The sequence below is a fragment of the Nocardia sp. NPDC003482 genome (genome assembly GCF_053588115.1).
This window is the reverse complement of the sequence record NZ_JBSFPI010000028.1, coordinates 18,095-34,584: the sequence shown is the minus strand read 5'-3', so window position 1 is coordinate 34,584 and position 16,490 is coordinate 18,095. Positions and strand designations below refer to the sequence as shown.

Sequence of the window (16,490 nt, the reverse complement as noted above, 5' to 3'; positions counted from 1 at the left end):
CTACATCAAGGCCCCGCCGTCGACCCGGATCTCCGAACCCGTGATGTAGCGCCCGTCGTCGGAGGCGACCATGGCGACCGCGGCGGCCACGTCCTCGGGCTCGCCGAACGCGCCGTTGTTCAGCCAGCCGGTGAGGCGGGACAGCAGGTTCCAGTCGGCGTCGTCGGGAGCGGAGAAACTCTGGGTGAGGCCCGTCGCGATGCCGCCGGGGACGATGTTCACCGCCCGCAGGCCCTGCTTGGAGTACTCGAGGGCGATGGCCTTGGTCATGGCGTTCACGCCGCCCTTGGACGCGGCGTAGGCGGCCATGTACGGATGCGCGCCGTGCGCGGCGGTGGAGGAGAAGTTCACGATCACCGGGTGGCTCGACGCGAGCAGATGCGGGATCGCGGCCTGGACCATGAGGAATGTGCCGGTGAGATTGACCCCGATGATCTGATTCCACGACTCCAGCGACATCTCGTGGGTGTGCGCGGAGCGATGGATTCCGGCGGCGTTCACCAAAACGTCCAGGCCACCGAGGAATTCGACGGCCGCGGCGCTGCCCGAGCGGACCGATTCGGGATCGGAGACGTCCAGGACCACGGTGTGCAAGCGGGAGCGGGAGTCCGCGGCGGCGTTCTCGACGGTCTCCTTCAGCCCCGCCTCGGACACGTCCACGCCGACCAGCGTCGCGCCCTCGTCGAGCAGCCGGTGGACGACCGCCCGGCCGATGCCCGAACCCGCGCCGGTGACGAGCACCCGTCGTCCGTCGAATCTACGCTGCATTGCGCTCGTCCTAACTCTCTGCGGGACCTTCTGGCGACACACCGAAACTAGAACGTGTATCAGTTGGCGTCAATGTGTACTCTCATTCCGATCGGTCTGGTCTGCTCGTCCTGATGGAAAGTGGTGCTGGATGCGGTTTTTCGGGGTTCCCGGGCGGGTGGCGGCGGCATTGGCTGCCGGGGTGACGGTGCTGGCGGGCGCGACCCCGGCGACGAGCGCGGGCCCGGCGCCCGGTACGCCGATCGCGGTCGTCGCTCGGCCTCCCGGGTGGCGCGATATGCCCGGCACCGGGTCGGCGCTCGAGTACTGGACGACCGGCTCGGACGGTTCGGTGCTCCCCGCTACGGGCGCGGTACTGATTCCGTCCGGTCCCGTACCCGAGGGTGGGTGGCCCATCCTCGCCTTCGATCACGGTTCGCTGGGTCTCGGTCCCGGCTGCGGCGGACAGTCCGAGCCGGAGCGTGGGCCGTGGGTGGAACAGCGGGTGCGGGAGGACGTCTTCCTGCGCGGATTCCTGACCAAGGGCTTCGCCGTCGTGGCTCCCGACTATCTGGGGTTGGGCCGGTTCGACACCGGGACGCATCCGTATCTGGAGTTGAAGACGGAGGCGAGCGCGACCGTGGACATGGTCGGCGCGGCCCGGGCGGCGCATCCGGAGTTGGGTCGGCGGTGGGTGGTGCTGGGTGGATCGCAGGGCGGGCAGGCGGCGTTGGGGACGGCGCGTTCGGCGCGAAAACTGGCTCCGGACTTGGATTTTCGCGGTAGCGTGGTGATCGACCCGGGGTCGGATATCGAGACGTTGTTGCCGATGGCCGGGCCGGGGGGGCCGGATCTGCCCAGTGCCTATGGGGACGCGCTGACGGCGTTCGTGGTGAGCGTGTTCGCCGGGTTGCGGGTCGCACGGCCGGATATCGATATCGAGGGTTACCTCACGCCCCGTGGTCGTCGGATTCTCGATGCCGTCGACAAACGGTGCCTGGACGAGATCGCGGACCTGGTGGCCGGTATCGGAATCAGCGATCTGCTGGCCGAGCCGCTGGGAGACGAGCACTTCCGGGCGGTGATCGCCGACTATCTGGGCGTGCCGACGAGCGGCTACGACCGCCCTGTTCTGTTGTTGCTCAACGCTTTCGATACGACCGCCCCGTCCCCGTTGCACGCCGCGTTGGTGGCGCGGCTGGCGGCGGGCGGGGCGGATCAGCGGGTGGTGTGGGGCGCGGGTCGGCACATGCAGTTGAACGGAGAGATGCGGGCGGCACTGGACGACTTCCTCGATCGGGCGCGTGCCTCCTGAACCCCGCTTGATAGTTTGTCGACGTGTCCGAACCCGTCGTCGCCGCCCGTGGCCAGGCCGCTCTACTCGGTCCCGCCGAGGTCAGGGCGCTGGCGGAGCGATTCGGCGTGCGACCGACCAAGCAGCTCGGGCAGAACTTCGTGCATGACGCCAACACGGTGCGGCGCATTGTCGCGGCGGCCGGGGTGGGGCGTGAGGATGTGGTGCTCGAGGTGGGGCCGGGCCTCGGCTCGCTGACCCTCGCGCTGCTGGACGTCGTGGACCGGGTCATCGCGGTGGAGATCGATCCGGTATTGGCTTCCCACCTTCCTCGGACAGTCGCCGATCGCGCGCCCGACCTCACCGACCGCCTGGACGTCGTCGAGGCTGACGCCCTTCGAGTGTCCGCCGCCGACCTCCCCGGTACTCCCACCGCGTTGGTGGCCAATCTGCCCTACAATGTGGCGGTTCCGGTTCTTTTGCATCTGCTGGCCGAAATCCCTTCCATCAGAACGGCTTTGGTGATGGTGCAGGCGGAGGTGGCGGAACGTCTTGCCGCCGAGCCGGGTTCGCGGGTGTATGGTGTGCCCAGTGTGAAGGCGGGCTATTTCGGCACCGTCCGCCGGGCTGGTTCCGTTGGCCGCCAGGTCTTCTGGCCTGTTCCGCAGGTCGAATCGGGCCTCGTCCGCATCGATCGATACCCGACTCCACCGTGGCCTCAGGACGCCGCGCATCGCCAGCGGGTCTTCAGCGTCATAGACGCCGCATTCGCCCAGCGCCGCAAGACCCTTCGAGCGGCCCTTGGATCGTGGGCGGGTAGCGCGGCTGAAGCCGAATCGCGGCTTCGGGCGGCGGGGATCGATCCCGCTGCTCGGGGGGAGACGTTGACGACGGGCGAGTACGTCGAACTGGCCTCCCAATCTTCCGCCCGGTAATCGCTATTCCTCGGTCTCCAGGCAGGCTGTGGCCTGCCTCAAGGCATTCGGGCCGGTATCCCCCGAGCGGAAACACCGCTCACCCGCGGTCCGCGATACCTAGCGTCCGCGTGGCTCGAGACCGCGTTTCCTCTCCAATTCCAGTGCTTGTTGCTTCGCGCGGCCATCGCGAACCACCTCGGGAGCCTGGATCGGCGCGCCCGGCAAGGCCACGCCCGGCGCTGGCCTACCCTTATTCATCAATTCCATTATTCTTTGCAGCTCGGGCGCGTATCCACGTTGCCTCGCCAACTCCAATTGCTGCTGCTGCCACTCGAGAGCGGCTTCGCGGGCCGCTTGCGCCTGCGCTTCGCGCTCAGCGACCTTCCCTATGGCTTCGATACCCTGAGTGAGTTCCTGGCGTTGATTCTCGCGACCTCGAGCAAGGATCTCCTCCATTATCCTCGCTTGTTCGCCATCCAAGCCCATCTCCCTGAGCATGGCTTTCGTCTGGGATCGTTCAGCCTTACGCACGGATCGAAGTTCCTTGGTCACCGACCTGTACGTCTGAGTTACGTCGTTGGCGTCGAGCGCTCTTTCTTCAGCGACGGCGAGTTGTTGGACGTTCTCCTTCACTGCCTTGGCTAGGGCTTCTTTCCGCTTTTCAAGAGCTTTGGCCTTCTCGGCTTGACGCCGTTTCTCTTCCTTGTCCTTCTCTAACGCCCTCGCTTCGTTCTCTTTCGCCAGCCGCCTCTTCTCGAGGCTCTTGGCGACAGTGAGTGCCGTCCGAAGCTGTTCACGGGTGATTTCCTTGACGACAAACTGACCCGGATACCTTGTTTGAAGCTCTCTGATCTCTTCTTGAACCTCTTTGTCGACTCGCGCGCCTTCTACTATCACCCACTCCACGGTGTAGCCTTGCCGAATTGCGACCTCGTCTTTGGCGAGTTGCGGTAAAGACTTTTCTTTATCGACTCTACCCGCTTTGTATTCGGTCGCTTCGCGAAGCTTCTGATTGGCTACGTCGTGTACGCGGTCACTGAATTGGGTTTTCGATCTAACTTCTTTTTTATACCCGAGTTCGGGAGTCTGGCCGCGTATAGCAGCCATGCCGTCACGGAATCGGTTACCCACCTCGCGGGCACGAATCCATTGCGTTCTCGCCCGGTACCAGTCCGCCCGGCCTCGTGCCGGTAGCCCTTGCATCCATTTATCGCCGCCGTATCGGCGATATTGTTGCTCGAGCCGGTCGTTCCACTCGACCATCGCGTCCCCCCGAGGACTCGCGGGCTAGGGTTTCGGCATGTTCATCCACTCATCGAGCGGCGGCCTACCGGCCCGCACCCAGGACTTATAAGTCTGCTCACTTCTCGCGAATATTCCGGACCAATAGGTGCCTATCTTTCTGTGAACAGCAGCTGTGATCAAATTTGCGACATCCAAATACGCTTCTGTCCAGTCTTCCCGGACCACTGGGCCGAAACCTGAATAGCGATCGCCGTGATAATCGGGCACGTTGAACCATTCACCCTCGAAGTTGCGTACGAATACCTCGCCGATAAATCGGGTGAACTGATCTGCTATACCGCTATTCTGCGGAAGGTCTACATTGGTAATGGAGGTGAAGCGTTCGAGTGCTGCGCGTTCCGCCCGATCCAACCCCTCGGCCGACCACGGATTTCCCGGCATGTCCGGAAGCGTCTCCGTCAAAAACGTGCGAAGCTGGGACTCCATCAATTCACTCGAAATCCATTCGAGCCATTTCGGGTCTTGCTGGTCCCGTTCGATCTGCTCGAGTTCCGCCTTCGTATAGGGCCGAAAATCTCCCATGCTGATCACTCCTCGTCGTCGCACCGGTCGAACAAGAGGGTACGGATACGTCCCGAATCCGGCTTCATTCGACCCGCTTCGATCAGCGTCCGCAACGCGGCCTGCTTACGCGGGCAATCCTCGAGTACACAGTCGCGGTGCTGCTGGGTGATCTTGTGTGCCTGGTCGGGGGTGAGTGGTCCGTGGGGAGCATTGTGCAACCATCCGACCGCTTGCTGTTCCTGCCCGATTCGGTCCTGGATCTCGTGGACGCTGACCCCGGCTTCCTCGTGGTTGGCGTTCTCGCGCCACCAATCGAACGACATCGCACCCCCTTGTAGCCCGTGGTTGGCAGGCACCCCGTAGCAGGTGGTCGTCACCGCCACAGGGGTTACATCTGACGCTACGAACCAGCCGGCCCGGCAAGCTAGGAGTTTGGAAGAACTTGCACACATCGGACCGTTTCGGCGCGGTTTGTACTTCGGCACGTCACCATGGTTGACGTGCAGCAAGTAGTTGCACGCGGGTGTGCAGGAGGTAGCGCCATGTGCTTGCGTTTTCTCGGCAAAGGTGGGTCCGGCAAGGATGACTGCCCGGCGGTCTACGCAACCGACGACGGCCGGTATCTGCTCGTCGGCTGGCGGACCGGTCGCGTCGGCACCATCGAGATTCCACACTTGTTGCTCGGGTTCGTGGAGTCCCGAACGTTCATCGGGGCAGCGATGACAGACACCGGCCGCGGCACCTTCACTCTGAGCGGCGAACCGGTCACCGATCCCGAGACGCTCGAAGAGTTGAAGATGGAAGACTGCGAGGCAGCTATTAAAGTGCCGAAACCTGAAAGGACGTACTTCGGTGGAGTTCCGGCAGACGCGCGAACTCTTGCGGCAGTGTCAGCGTGAAGCATTCCGGCTAGAAGTTCGAGACTCGTACGGGGTACCAGGCGAACAAGAACCAATGCAGCGGTTCTTGAACAATGAACCGTTCGATCTGCGGGGATGGTTTCAAGACTGGTACGACTTCGTACAAGAACAATCCGCGCGGGGTGTGACCATCCGGCGCGTACGTGTCCTCACCGTTCCGCACACCGACTATCACGATTGGTTGCTGACGCTCGCAGCTCTCAACGTGGAGGCAGGCGAGGATATCCGATACCTGCCCCGACACGACGCGGGGGAAACACCGAGGGACGATTGGTGGTTGCTGGACAATGAAACAGTTGCGTATCCGTTAGCAGACCGGGAAGGTAGGGCGGTCGGGGGAGTTGGAGTTACCACCGACCCGCATATCGTCGCCTACTGTCGAACCGAAAGAGACCGGTTATGGTCTGAAGCGACTCCATACGTCGAATACGCACGGATGATGTCTCGTCCGTGAGCAGTTCGGTACAGGAAGCCCGGGAAGCTCTCGGTAAGCGTCTCCGTGAAATCAGGAAACGCGCCGATATCACCGGCCGGGAGCTTTCTCGTCGCGAAGGTTGGCACGAGTCCAAAGTATCGAAGATCGAATACGGCAAGCTACGTGCCTCCGACGCCGATATTCGGGCGTACTGCAAACATTCGAACGCTGAAGACCAACTGGTAGATCTTTTAGCCACAGTACACAATATTGACTCCGCATACGTCGAATGGCGGAGGCATCTCGGAACTGGAATTAAATCCGGTCAGCAAAAAACTCTGAAGCTCGAAGCGGATTCCCGTCTGATTCGCAACTATCAGCCGTATATCGTAACCGGTCTACTTCAAACTCCGGAGTATGCCGAAGCGATGATTCGGTGGGTTTCGGAGTTTTACCAGATACCGGATGACGTCGAACAAGCCGTTTCCGTCCGAATGGAACGGCAACAAGTCTTGTACCGGCGAAACCACCGTTTCCACTTCCTGATCGGAGAACAAGCCCTCTACACCACGGTAGGAGACGACTCGGTGATGGTCGGGCAACTCGACCGTTTGTTGTCGGCGGGAAGCCTCCCGCGAGTGACATTCGGGATAATTCCGCTGACCGCAGAGGCACGAGTGTTGTTCAATAACTTCGTCATGTACGACAACCGGTTGGTGACCGAAGAAGGCTCTACCGCGAAGCTCACGGTTACGCAACCGCGGGAGATAGCCCAGTACGGCAGGGCGTTCGATGTGCTCGCCAGACAGTCGGTAACCGGGGAAGCCGCCCGCGCCTTGATCCGGTACGCACTCGAGACAAGGACCGAATAGCCCTACCAACCCAGCCGCACCCCTTATCGGGCCTCGCACACCTTGCAGGGGGTGCGGATCCGAATAAAGGGTGCGGCTGGGTTGCCGAACTCAGTGGAAGGCTCTGAGGCGGAGGCTGTTGCTCACCACGAAGACGCTGGACAGCGCCATGGCGGCGCCGGCGAGCATGGGGTTGAGCAGGCCCAGGGCTGCCAGGGGGATGGCGGCCACGTTGTAGCCGAAGGCCCAGAAGAGGTTGCCCTTGATGGTGCGGAGGGTGGCTCGGGACAAGCGGATTGCCGTGGCTACCGTGCGGAGGTCGCCGCGGACCAGGGTGATGTCACCGGCCTCGATGGCGACGTCGGTGCCGGTGCCCATGGCGAGGCCGAGGTCCGCCTGAGCCAAGGCCGCAGCGTCGTTGACGCCGTCGCCGACCATGGCGACCACTCGGCCTTGGTCCTGCAAGCGTTTGACCTCGTCGAGTTTGTCGCTGGGCAGGACCTGGGCGATCACCTCGTCGATCCCGACCTGCGTGGCGACGGTCCGCGCGGCGGCCTTGTTGTCCCCGGTCAACAGCACCGGAGTCAGGCCCAGAGCCCGCATGTCGGTGATGGCCTCCGCGCTGGTGGGCTTCACCGCGTCGGCGATCACCAGCACGCCACGAGCCACGCCGTCCCAAGCGACCACGATGGCGGTCTTTCCGGCGGCCTCGGCCTCGGACTTGGCTTGCGCCAAAGCGTCCGGGACCGTGATCGCCCAATCCTCCAGCAGCTCGGTGCGGCCGATGACCACGGCCCGCTCACCCACGAGACCCTGCACACCCTTACCGCCGTGCGACACGAACTGCCGCACCGGCTCCGGCGTCAGCCCCCGCTCACGAGCGCCAGCCACCACCGCTCGAGCCACCGGATGCTCCGACCCGTGCTCCACCGCCGCCGCGACCGCGAGCAGCTCCCCGGCATCCACACCCGCCCCCGGAACCACCTGCGCCAGACTCATTTTCCCGGTCGTCACCGTCCCGGTCTTGTCCAACACCACGGTATCGATCCGCCGCGTCGACTCCAACACCTGCGGCCCCTTGATCAGAATTCCCAGCTGCGCCCCACGCCCGGTCCCCACCAGAAGCGCGGTCGGCGTGGCCAATCCGAGCGCACACGGGCAGGCGATGATCAACACCGCCACCGCCGCACCGAACGCCGTCGCCACCGAGATTCCGGTGCCGAGCCAGAACCCCAGCGTCGCAACGGAAATCGCGATCACGATCGGCACGAACACCCCGGCCACCCGGTCGGCCAGCCGCTGCACCTGGGCCTTGCCGTTCTGCGCCTGCTCCACCAGCTTCGCCATCTGCGCCAGCTGGGTGTCCGAGCCGATCCGGGTGGCGCGGACCGTCAGCACCCCACCGGCGTTGACCGTCGCGCCCACGACCTCATCGCCGGGACCGACCTCCACCGGCACGGACTCGCCGGTGAGCATGCTCATATCGATCGCCGAATTGCCCTCCAGGACAACGCCGTCGGTGGCAACCTTCTCCCCGGGTCGCACCAGGAACCGCTCGCCGACCCGCAGGCTGTCGACCGGCACGCGCACCTCGCCGCCGTCCCGCAGCACCGCGACGTCCTTGGCGCCCAACTCGAGCAGCGCGCGCAGCGCGGAACCGGCCCGTTCCTTGGCGCGGGTCTCGAAGTACCGGCCCGCGAGGATGAACACGATCACCCCGGCCGCGACCTCGAGGTAGATGTCCGACGCCGCCCCGCCCCGGTCGACCGCGAAGCTGAAACCGTGTGTCATCCCGGGCATTCCGGCGTCACCGAAGAACAGCGCGTACACCGACCAGGCGTAGGCCGCCAGCGTGCCCAGCGAGATCAGCGTGTCCATGGTGGCCGTCGCGTGCCGCGCGTTCACCCACGCCGCCCGATGGAACGCCGCGCCGCCCCAGAACACCACCGGCGTGGCGAGGGTGAGCGAAAGCCATTGCCAGTTGCGGAATTGCAACGCCGGAACCATCGCCAGCACGATCACCGGCACCGCCAGCGCGAGGCTGATCAGCAACCGTTGCCGCAGCAGCTGGGCCGGGGACGCGGCGGTCGTCGGCGCGGGCGCGTCCTCGTGCAGGTGCGCGGTGTATCCGGCGTCGACGACCTTCTCGATGAGATCCGCGGGCGTCACCGTCGCCGGGAAGTCGACCCGCGCCTTCTCCGTCGCGTAGTTGACCGTCGCGGTGACGCCGTCGATCCGGTTGAGCTTCTTCTCGATTCGGGCCGCGCACGAGGCGCAGGTCATCCCGCCGATATCGAGTTCGACCGAGCGTTCGTTCGTGGGCGCGCTCACTGATGACCTCCTTCGTGATGGTCGTGGCCGCCGGAAGTCGGTGCGCCGCCGGAGCTTTCGACGGTGAACTCCGCGGTGTGCACCGCGCCGCCGTGCGAGAAGTCCAGGTACAGCCGGTAGGTCCCGGCGCTGGGGGCCTGGGCGTGGAAGGCGACCCGCGGGCCCGCGGGGGTCGAGCCGACCTCGCCCTCGGGATGTACGTGCAGGTACGCCAGATCACTGCCGCGCAACGCGACCAGGTGCGCGTACGCGCCGAGATAGGGCTCGAGATCGGTCACCGGTGTGCCGTCGCGAGTGACGGTGAAGGTCAATTCGCTTCCGGCCGTGGTCAATTCGCCGTTCAGGGTGACGCGGTAACCATCCACCTCGGCGGTGTTCGACGGCGCGGGCAGCGGGCGCGGCGTGCTCGTCCCGGCGACGGTCAGGGTGCGGCTGAGCACCAGCTCGCCCGGTCCGGCGGCGGGGGAGAAGTCGGCGAAGACGCGGTAGGCGCCGGGTTCGGCCCACTTCCAGTCCAGCGACCAGGTGCCGTCGGCGGCGAGCCGCGGATGCACGTGGCGGTATTCGGCCGTGTCGGAGCGCACCACGATGAGGTGCAGTTGCTTCTCGTGCAGCGTGGTGAACGCGGTGACCGGCGCGGCGTCGGGCCCGGTGATCCGGAAACTCAGCGTCCCCGGGCGATTCGTCTCGGTGGGGGCCGAGAGTTCGTCGAGGGTGTAGCCCGCCTCGGTGGTGCGCAATCCGGTGTTCATCGCCTCGCCTGCCTGCGTCGAATGAGAATCGTCGTGCCCGGGGGCCGCCCCGGTCCGGTCGCCCACCAGGGCGCCGAGACCGAGCGCGGCCGCGAACAGCACGACCAGCCCGCCGCCGAACGCGGCGAACCGGAGTCTGTCGGTCATGAATTCGCCACCTCGTAGCCCGCCTCGTCGACGGCGGCGGCGACCGCGTCGTCGGAGATCGGCGTGGCGGATTCGACCCGGACCGCGCCGGTGGCCAGATCGACCTCGACCGCGGTGACGCCGTCGATCCTACCGATCTCCTTCTGCACCGATGCCACGCAGTGTCCGCAGGTCATGCCGGTGACGGTGTAGGTGCTGGTGGCCATGAGCATCTCCTCGTTCTCGGTTTCGATACGGTGAGGGGGTATCTCGCCGCTAGGAATGAAGATACCCCTGGGGGGTAGTTGAGGCAAGTGGCCGCCGCACGGGGGCGGGGTCCGCATTACGCTTGGGGCTCGTGCTCTCAGTTGTGCCCAGTCCCGTGGTCGTGCGGGCCCCGTCCAAGGTGAATCTGCACCTGGGGGTGGGTGAGGTGCGCGCGGACGGATATCACGAGCTGACCACGGTTTTCCAGGCCCTGTCGCTCGGCGACGACCTGGAGATCTCCCCGGCGGCCTCGCTCGCGGTCCGCGTCGTCGGCGAGGGCGCCGCCGAGGTGCCGACCGACCGGACCAATCTGGTGTGGCAGGCCGCGGTGCGGCTGGCGCATCTGGGCGGCCGGGCGCCGCTGGTGGAGTTCGCGATCCGCAAGGGCATTCCGGTCGCGGGCGGGATGGCCGGGGGGAGCGCCGACGCGGCCGCGGCGCTGGTCGGTCTGAACGAGCTGTGGGATCTGGGGTTGAGCCGGGACGAGCTGGCGGTCATCGGCGCGGAATTGGGCAGTGATGTGCCCTTCGCCCTCTACGGCGGCACCGCGCTGGGTCGCGGGCGCGGGGAGAAGCTGCTTCCGGTGTTGTCCCGCAAGGCTTTTCACTGGGTGCTGGCCCTCGCCAAGGGGGGCCTGTCCACTCCCGCGGTCTTCCGCGAGCTGGACCGGCTCCGCGAGCAGGGCAACCCGCCGCGCCTCGGCGAACCCCAGGAACTGCTCCAGGCCCTCGCCTCCGGCGATCCACACCAGCTGGCCCCCCTGCTCGGCAACGACCTGCAAGCGGCGGCATTGTCGCTGAAACCGGAACTCCGCCGCACCCTGCGCGCGGGGGTCGAGGCGGGCGCCCTCGCCGGAATCGTGTCCGGTTCGGGCCCCACCTGCGCCTTCCTATGCGCCGACGAATCCACCGCCGTCGCCGTCTCGGCCGAACTGTCCGGCGCGGGCGTGTGCCGCAGCGTCCGCACGGCCTCGGGCCCGGTGCCCGGCGCCCGGGTGGTCGGCGACGCGCCGCACCACGCCTGACGGTCAGCCGACGATATCCGCGATCCGATCGACCTGATCGGGATCCGTACCGTAGCAGTAGAAGATCAGTTCATCGGCCCCGAGATCGGCGAATCGCGTTATGGCCGAGCGTATTCCGTCGGCCGAGGTGATCATTCCCTCGACCATGAAATCGGCCCGCCCACTGAACTCGTAGTAGGCGCGCATGGCCGAAGTCGCTTGTTCGACAACGGAATCCGGCCCGATCGCGGCGTTCACCTGCGCGACGACGCGCGGTTCGCCGGGCCGCCCGTGCTCCCGCCAGGAACGCCGCGCCGTCTCGATGAGCCCTCCGGCCCAGGAAGGCGGTGCGGCACAGAGGAATTTACCACCCCATCGCCCCACGCGTTCGAGCGCGGCGGGTTGGAAGCCGCCGAACAAGAGCTCGGGGCCTGGGTCGGGGGTGTGCCGGGGTGACGAGGTGCCGCCGTACGGCGCGATCGTCGAGCGGCGCTCGTCGGGCGACGGGCCGATCGGTCCGCACGTGTCGCTGTACGGCGCACCGGCCCACAGCTTTCGCATCAAGCCGAGTTGCTCGTCCAACCGCCGCCCCCGCGTCCGCAGTTCGGTCCCCGACGCCTCGTGGTCATCGGCCCGACCGCCGACCCCCACTCCGAGGATCAGACGGCCGCCGGAGAGCCTATGCAGCGTGGCGGCCTGTTTGGCGAGCAGGGCGGTGTCGCGCAGCGGAGCCAGCAGGACCTCGGTCTGGAGGTTCACCCGGGTCGTGATCCCCGCCAGCGCGGCGAGGGTGACCAGCGGTTCGGGATTGTCGTAGACCAGCCGGTCGAGCAGCCCGAGCGTGCTGAAGGGGCCCGCGTCGGCGCGACGCGCCCATTCGGGGAGAATGGTGGGGTCGGCGATGGGGAGGCCGAGGCCGATACGCATGAGAAATCCTTACGTGAAGTGGGTAGGGCAACGCTCGCCGCCCACTCCTGACCTCGCTCGAGGCCGGGTTCCCGCTCTGCGGCAGTACTTCTGGGGAACACCCGTCGGATTGCCGCAACCATAGGACGGGCCTGCGCGCCTTGGCAAGTCGCGACCCCCAGTACCCTGGCCGATGCACGAAACCGACGACACCGAGGACCCATGGCGAACCTGATCAATCTCGAACAAGTCCACAAGAGCTTCGGCGTGCAGCCGTTGCTGGACGACGTCTCGCTCGGCGTGCAGGAGGGCGAGCGGATCGGGGTCGTGGGTCTCAACGGCGGCGGTAAGACGACGCTGCTGGAGGTGCTGACCGGGATCGAGGAGCCCGACAGCGGCCGGGTCAGCCGGGTGAACGGCCTGCGCATGGCCGTGGTCACCCAGCGCGGCGTGCTGCCCGAGGGCGCGACGGTCGGCGAGGTGGTGCTGGCCGGGCTGGCCGAGGACGCCCGCACCGACGGCATCGCCGAACACGAGTGGGCGGCCGATCCCCGTATCCGTTCCGTACTCGAGGGCATCGGCATCGCCGACCTGGGGATGGACGCGAGCGTGACCAACCTCTCCGGTGGCGAACGCCGCCGGGTCGCGCTGGCCGCGGCCCTGGTCCGCGAACTCGATCTGCTCGTCCTCGACGAACCCACCAACCACCTCGACGTCGAGGGCGTGCAGTGGCTGGCCGAACATCTGCTCTCCCGGCGCAGCGCCCTGGTCGTCGTCACCCACGACCGCTGGTTCCTCGACACCGTCGCCACCCGCACCTGGGAGGTCGTGGGCGGCAGGGTCGAGAGCTACGAGGGCGGCTACAACGACTGGATCTTCGCCCGCGCCGAACGCTCCCGCCAGGCCGACGCCAGCGAGGCCCGCCGCCGCAACCTCGCGCGCAAGGAATTGGCCTGGCTGCGCCGGGGACCGCAGGCCCGCACCTCCAAACCCCGCTACCGCGTCGAGGCGGCCGAGGCCCTCATCGCCGATGTCCCGCCCCCGCGCGACACCGTGCAGCTGGCGTCGTTCGCGCGAAAGCGGCTGGGCCGCGTGGTGATCGAACTCGAGGACGTCACCCTCACCACCCCCGACGATCGCGAACTCGTCCACGACCTCACCTGGCGGCTGGCCCCCGGCGAACGCGCGGGTCTGGTCGGCGTGAACGGCTCCGGCAAGACCACCCTGCTGCGCGCCCTGGCGGGGGACGCGCCGCTGGCCGCGGGCAAGCGGATCCAGGGCCAGACCGTCCGGATCGGCTGGCTCCGGCAGGAACTCGACGATCTGCCCACGAATATGCGTGTGCTGGAAGCGGTCTCGGATGTCGCCGAGCGAACGACGCTGGGTGACAAGGAGATATCGGCCGGGCAGCTCGCCGAACGGCTCGGCTTCACCCCGGCCAAACAGCGCACCCCCGTCGGCGACCTGTCCGGCGGCGAACGCCGCCGCCTGCAACTGACCCGCATCCTCATGAGCGAGCCCAACGTGCTGCTGCTCGACGAGCCCACCAACGACCTCGACATCGACACCCTGCAACAACTCGAGGATCTGCTCGACGGCTGGCCCGGCACCCTCGTGGTGATCAGCCACGACCGCTACCTCATCGAGCGCATCTGCGACAGCACCTGGGCGCTGTTCGGCGACGGGAAACTCACCAATCTGCCCGGCGGCATCGAGGAGTACCTGCGCCGTCGCGCCGCCCTCGCCGAGGCCCCGCGTCGCGCCCAGACCGCCGCCGCGAGCGCGCCCGCGACCGATTCGGCCGCCTACCGCGCGGCCCGTAAGGAACTGTCCAAACTCGAACGCGCCCTGGAGAAACTCACCGAACGCGAGGAGCGCCTGCACCAGGCCCTCGCCGAGGCGGCCACCGAACCCGACCGCCTGGTCTCGCTCGGCGCGGAGCTCAAACAGGTTCAGGCCGAGAAGGATTCGACCGAGGAGCGCTGGCTCGAACTCGCCGAGCAGGTCGGCTGACTACAGCGCCTGATCCAGCGGCGGCACCGGCAGGCAGGCGCGCACGAAATGCGCGCCGAAGCCGGTGAGCGCGATGCTGCGATAGAACACCTTGGTCCCGAACCCGCTGCGCTTGAGCAACTTCCGCACCTCCGGCTGCGACTCCAGCAGCTGGTAGCGGGTCGGGTTGTCCAGCGCGTCGGGGGACCGGTCGGCCAGCCCGAGCCGCCGCAGATTGGTCAGGTAGGCGTCGCAGCGTTCGGGGAAGCGGACGGCGGCGTCCTCGCCGATCATGGTGAGGCCCATACCCGTTCGCTCCGTGCGCCCGAGCCGCACCTCCAGCGCGGGCTGCGCGCCGTCGAGATACAGGTGCCGCAGGATGCGCGCCTCGTCGGGCGCGAGTTCGGCGAGGATGCGCGCGAAGGCGGGATGATCGTCGTCGACGGCGTGCACATCGGCCGAGCGGCGCAGCAGTTCGGCCCCCCGCTCGCGCAGGGCCTGCGCACCGGGAACCGCGCCGGCGGGATCGGGGCGGGGGATGCCGAGCGCGCGCCGCACCGAATCCCGTACCTGCTCACCGGCATCCGAGAGCACCTCGCGCGTCGGCCGACCGGCCATACTGCCGCGCACCACCGTGCCGGTGACGCCGAGGGCGGTGCCCAGACCCCACGCGGTCGCATCCGTCACCGCCGATACCGCCACCCAGACGACGCCCGTCGCGGTGCGCACCGGACCGACGGAGCGCGGGGCGACCTCCGCCGCGGCCCGGGGCACGAGTTCGGTGGAATACTCGGGACCTTCGTCGTCGTCCGAGTGGTTCACCACGGCCATGGGGCTACTCCTGTTCCGAAGATCAGGATATGAGCGTAACCGGCCAGCAGGCCCAACACGCCGCCATGGACGAACAAGAGCCATTCATCCTGTTTTATCGCCGCGCGCAACATATCCACGAAGTCCGGCGGCGACAGCGCGGCCATCTGTTTGGCGATGTACTGACTGACCGACTTGCTCTGCTGCGCGTTGAACGCCGGATCGGCGAAGGCGACCGGCGCGAGATTCTTGGCCTCGTCGGCGAATCGGGTCCGCAGGTGCTCGTAGTCGTTGCGGCCGATCACGAATTTCAGTGCGCCCCGGGCGGGTCCGAGCGCGCGGTCGGTGGCCGGGCGCAGCGTGTCCTCGAGCACCTGCATGGTCCGGTCCGAGCGCGGGCCGTTGAGCAGTTCGTCGCCGACGTTGGCGATCGTGATGATCTGGTTGGCCACCAGATCCGCGTAGCCCTCGGTGATCTCGGGCTGCCGCTTGATCAGCAGGCCCTGCCGCCACGGGCACCACCACTTCGGATAGGCCGGGGCGAAGATCAGATTCAGGCCGATCCAGTTGACCACCCAGCCGATGATCACGCCGCCGACGGGCAGCACGATCAGCGGGTGCGGGTACAGGTGCAGGATGAACACCAGGATCACGCCCATGGGCGCGCCGAAGTAGAAGCCGAAGTTCTGCATGAACCGCAGCTCCTTCGCGCCCAGCACCTGGAACACCATGTTCAGCAGCTGCGGGCGGGACTGGAAGTAGCGGATCACCATCTGCTTGACGTCGAGCAGTTGCTCGATGTTGTTGCCCAGCTCCTCGGTGAGCTCGCGCAGGATGTCGGGCAGCTGGTCGCGCACCCGATCGTGCACGACCTCGCGGACCTGCGCGGGCAGGTTGAACCACAGCTGCGGATGCTCCCGGATCGCGATCTCCTCGACGATGTCGCGGATCTGGTCCTGCGCGATCGCGGTCAGGTGTTCGGCCAGCGCGTCGGGTTCGAGCTCGCGATAGAAGTCGGCGACGCTGCCCAGTTTGGACAGACCCTTGTCCACGGCGATCGAGGCCATCTTGTCCGCGCGGGAGGGCACGATGCCCTGCCAGCCCGCCCGGCCGTCCCACTGCAACAGCGGTAGCACCTGGACACGCTTGGGCAGGTATGGAAACAGCCACCGCAATCCGGGAACGTGCACTCCGTGGAAACGCAAGGGCTTGAACAGCATCAGAATGCCGGTCCAGTTGGTGATATAGCCGATCACTCCGGTGAACAGGGGGATGGTGATCAACTCCAGCCACCACGACGGCCCCACCTCGAACACACTCTCCAGCACGACACCCTCCTGCCGACCCGTA

The 16,490-nt window shown here is 66.7% G+C and carries 17 protein-coding genes; 7 read left to right on the top strand and 10 right to left on the bottom strand.

Annotated features, from left to right (window positions below):
* On the bottom strand, window positions 1–768 hold the full coding sequence (locus ACWDSJ_RS32655) for an SDR family NAD(P)-dependent oxidoreductase (RefSeq protein ID WP_450036523.1): 768 nt from the start codon (window positions 766–768) through the stop codon (window positions 1–3).
* A 130-nt stretch (window positions 769–898) separates the two neighbouring features.
* On the opposite strand from ACWDSJ_RS32655, the gene ACWDSJ_RS32650 reads away from it, so the two are divergent.
* Both ACWDSJ_RS32650 and rsmA read left to right on the top strand, forming a co-directional pair.
* A complete protein-coding gene (locus ACWDSJ_RS32650; protein ID WP_450036521.1) occupies window positions 899–2,062 on the top strand; it encodes a lipase family protein in 1,164 nt (387 codons plus the stop codon).
* Window positions 2,063–2,085: 23 nt separating this feature from the next.
* Window positions 2,086–2,976 carry a 16S rRNA (adenine(1518)-N(6)/adenine(1519)-N(6))-dimethyltransferase RsmA gene (rsmA, locus tag ACWDSJ_RS32645; RefSeq protein ID WP_450036520.1) on the top strand — a complete coding sequence of 297 codons (891 nt, stop codon included), beginning with the start codon at window positions 2,086–2,088 and terminating at the stop codon, window positions 2,974–2,976.
* Window positions 2,977–3,075: 99 nt separating this feature from the next.
* On the opposite strand, the gene ACWDSJ_RS32640 is transcribed toward rsmA, so the two are convergent.
* The 3 genes from ACWDSJ_RS32640 to ACWDSJ_RS32630 are packed head-to-tail and all read right to left on the bottom strand — an operon-like array spanning window position 3,076 to window position 5,090.
* Complete coding sequence (locus tag ACWDSJ_RS32640) at window positions 3,076–4,221, bottom strand: hypothetical protein (protein ID WP_450036518.1); 1,146 nt, start codon at window positions 4,219–4,221, stop codon at window positions 3,076–3,078.
* Window positions 4,222–4,245: 24 nt separating this feature from the next.
* Entirely contained in the window at window positions 4,246–4,785 is a 540-nt protein-coding gene (locus ACWDSJ_RS32635) for a hypothetical protein (protein WP_450036517.1), read from the bottom strand.
* A 5-nt stretch (window positions 4,786–4,790) separates the two neighbouring features.
* Window positions 4,791–5,090 carry a hypothetical protein gene (locus ACWDSJ_RS32630; RefSeq protein ID WP_450036516.1) on the bottom strand — a complete coding sequence of 100 codons (300 nt, stop codon included), beginning with the start codon at window positions 5,088–5,090 and terminating at the stop codon, window positions 4,791–4,793.
* A 219-nt stretch (window positions 5,091–5,309) separates the two neighbouring features.
* Here ACWDSJ_RS32630 and ACWDSJ_RS32625 point away from each other — a divergent pair, with 219 nt between their 5' ends.
* From ACWDSJ_RS32625 to ACWDSJ_RS32615, 3 genes are read left to right on the top strand one after another with little or no spacing between them, the layout of a single operon-like run.
* A complete protein-coding gene (locus ACWDSJ_RS32625) occupies window positions 5,310–5,666 on the top strand; it encodes a hypothetical protein (protein ID WP_450036539.1) in 357 nt (118 codons plus the stop codon).
* A complete protein-coding gene (locus tag ACWDSJ_RS32620) occupies window positions 5,620–6,141 on the top strand; it encodes a DUF6879 family protein (RefSeq protein ID WP_450036515.1) in 522 nt (173 codons plus the stop codon). Before ACWDSJ_RS32625 ends, ACWDSJ_RS32620 begins: the two co-directional genes overlap by 47 nt.
* Entirely contained in the window at window positions 6,138–6,974 is an 837-nt protein-coding gene (locus tag ACWDSJ_RS32615) for a helix-turn-helix domain-containing protein (protein WP_450036514.1), read from the top strand. The genes ACWDSJ_RS32620 and ACWDSJ_RS32615 overlap by 4 nt, the downstream gene beginning before the upstream one ends.
* A gap of 90 nt (window positions 6,975–7,064) precedes the next feature.
* Here ACWDSJ_RS32615 and ACWDSJ_RS32610 read toward each other — a convergent pair whose 3' ends face one another.
* Genes ACWDSJ_RS32610 through ACWDSJ_RS32600 form a run of 3 tightly spaced genes read right to left on the bottom strand, consistent with a single transcriptional unit; the run spans window position 7,065 to window position 10,389 of the window.
* Window positions 7,065–9,284, bottom strand: coding sequence for a heavy metal translocating P-type ATPase (locus ACWDSJ_RS32610; RefSeq protein ID WP_450036513.1), 2,220 nt, complete (start codon window positions 9,282–9,284; stop codon window positions 7,065–7,067).
* The gene (locus ACWDSJ_RS32605) at window positions 9,281–10,183 is read right to left on the bottom strand and encodes a hypothetical protein (protein WP_450036511.1); all 903 of its coding nucleotides are present in this window, start codon (window positions 10,181–10,183) and stop codon (window positions 9,281–9,283) included. Before ACWDSJ_RS32605 ends, ACWDSJ_RS32610 begins: the two co-directional genes overlap by 4 nt.
* On the bottom strand, window positions 10,180–10,389 hold the full coding sequence (locus tag ACWDSJ_RS32600) for a heavy-metal-associated domain-containing protein (RefSeq protein WP_387360080.1): 210 nt from the start codon (window positions 10,387–10,389) through the stop codon (window positions 10,180–10,182). The genes ACWDSJ_RS32605 and ACWDSJ_RS32600 overlap by 4 nt, the downstream gene beginning before the upstream one ends.
* A gap of 131 nt (window positions 10,390–10,520) precedes the next feature.
* Between ACWDSJ_RS32600 and ACWDSJ_RS32595 the strand changes: the two genes are divergently transcribed.
* Window positions 10,521–11,453 (top strand): 4-(cytidine 5'-diphospho)-2-C-methyl-D-erythritol kinase, encoded by a 933-nt coding sequence (locus ACWDSJ_RS32595; RefSeq protein WP_387360082.1) that lies wholly within the window; start codon window positions 10,521–10,523, stop codon window positions 11,451–11,453.
* A gap of 3 nt (window positions 11,454–11,456) precedes the next feature.
* On the opposite strand, the gene ACWDSJ_RS32590 is transcribed toward ACWDSJ_RS32595, so the two are convergent.
* The gene (locus ACWDSJ_RS32590; RefSeq protein WP_450036509.1) at window positions 11,457–12,359 is read right to left on the bottom strand and encodes an LLM class flavin-dependent oxidoreductase; all 903 of its coding nucleotides are present in this window, start codon (window positions 12,357–12,359) and stop codon (window positions 11,457–11,459) included.
* A 201-nt stretch (window positions 12,360–12,560) separates the two neighbouring features.
* Between ACWDSJ_RS32590 and ACWDSJ_RS32585 the strand changes: the two genes are divergently transcribed.
* Window positions 12,561–14,351, top strand: coding sequence for an ABC-F family ATP-binding cassette domain-containing protein (locus ACWDSJ_RS32585; RefSeq protein WP_450036508.1), 1,791 nt, complete (start codon window positions 12,561–12,563; stop codon window positions 14,349–14,351).
* On the opposite strand, the gene ACWDSJ_RS32580 is transcribed toward ACWDSJ_RS32585, so the two are convergent.
* Both ACWDSJ_RS32580 and ACWDSJ_RS32575 read right to left on the bottom strand, forming a co-directional pair.
* Window positions 14,352–15,161, bottom strand: coding sequence for an Abi-alpha family protein (locus ACWDSJ_RS32580; protein WP_387360088.1), 810 nt, complete (start codon window positions 15,159–15,161; stop codon window positions 14,352–14,354).
* Window positions 15,149–16,468 (bottom strand): hypothetical protein, encoded by a 1,320-nt coding sequence (locus tag ACWDSJ_RS32575; protein ID WP_450036507.1) that lies wholly within the window; start codon window positions 16,466–16,468, stop codon window positions 15,149–15,151. Before ACWDSJ_RS32575 ends, ACWDSJ_RS32580 begins: the two co-directional genes overlap by 13 nt.
* Window positions 16,469–16,490: the final 22 nt, after the last annotated feature.